This is a genomic window from Muricoccus vinaceus, from assembly GCF_042433125.1.
Classification (GTDB): Bacteria; Pseudomonadota; Alphaproteobacteria; order Acetobacterales; family Acetobacteraceae; genus Roseomonas; species Roseomonas vinacea.
Genome location: NZ_JBHLVZ010000138.1, coordinates 1 through 1,115, shown reverse-complemented (window position 1 = coordinate 1,115; position 1,115 = coordinate 1). Strand labels below are relative to the sequence as shown.

Below are 1,115 nucleotides of genomic sequence, written 5' to 3'. Positions count from 1 at the left end.
TCCCCACCACACGCACAAGCCGGAGGCCTCGGGCGGCGCGCGCTAGCCGCAGGACACGGAACCCTCGCAGAAGCCGGAAAGCAGGTGCCACAAGGGCTATGGCTGACAACCAATTCGCACGAAGGAAACGCGCCTTGTCGGGCGCTAGGGCGAGACGCAAAAGGAACTCAACAAGAAACACAGCCCAGATCGCAAGACCGATCGTCTCGAGCAGCTGGCTCTCGCCCCAGGCAAGCTCCAGCACCACCAGAGCGAGCCATGCACCACTCAAGGCAAGCATGGGCGTACGCAGCCAATCCTCAAGCTCGCCCAATGTCGTGAGGCGCTCCTGAGTATCTTCTGGTAAAGAAGGGTCTGGCAAACTTGCCATGGATGGGCTCCTCGTTCAGCATTGACTTCTCAGGCCGCCGCCAGATTTTCCCCTCCACGCCAGCGAAATGCAGAGCCTTGGCGACTATCCTGCTATTCATCCGATTTGAGGCGTTTGACGAAGGTCGCTGAACTCAGAGGATGCGCGGTGCCAGGATCCGCAGTCAGGGAACAAGTGGAGATATCACCGGCACGCTCCGACAGAGGCATCTGAGCAGATGCGGACTCCGTCGCTCCAGCGCGCACCTGCAAGCATTGCTCCTGTCAGGTCGGCTCCGTTTAAATTTGCGCCTGACAAATCGGCTTCACGCAGATCAGTCGAGGCAAGCCTTGCACCGCGCATATCCACGTCCCGCAGCTTGGCACCGCCCAAATCGGCGCGACTCAGACTCGCCTCACGCATGTCGGATCCCGTTAGGTCGGCGTCTCGCAGATCTACATCGGACAGTTGCGCGTCACGCAGGTTAACTCGGCGCATCGTCGCCCCACGGAGCACGGCACGTGTCAGTTCGGCATTCCAGAGCACTGCGCCCGTGAGGTCAGCACCTGACAGGTCGCTAAAGGGAAACCGCGCATTCGGTGCGTCGATGTTTATGAGCGTCGCACCTACGAGGCTTGTGCGCCGCAAGGATGCGTCGCGCAGCACCGCACCTGCTAGGTTAGCGCCAGAAAAGTCGGTCGCCTCAAAGAGGCACCTTCGCCAATCTACCCCTGGAGCAGGAGCATCGTCGCAGCCTGCTTGTGCT

General features: G+C 60.7%; 2 protein-coding genes. Both read right to left on the bottom strand.

Features of this window, described 5'->3' with window-relative positions; all coding sequences use genetic code 11:
- A partial coding sequence (locus ACFFIC_RS29985; RefSeq protein ID WP_377057280.1) for an ion transporter occupies positions 1-370 on the bottom strand: 370 nt, incomplete at its 3' end.
- A 183-nt stretch (positions 371-553) separates the two neighbouring features.
- On the bottom strand, positions 554-1,115 hold a 562-nt coding region (locus ACFFIC_RS29980; protein ID WP_377057279.1), incomplete at its 5' end, for a pentapeptide repeat-containing protein.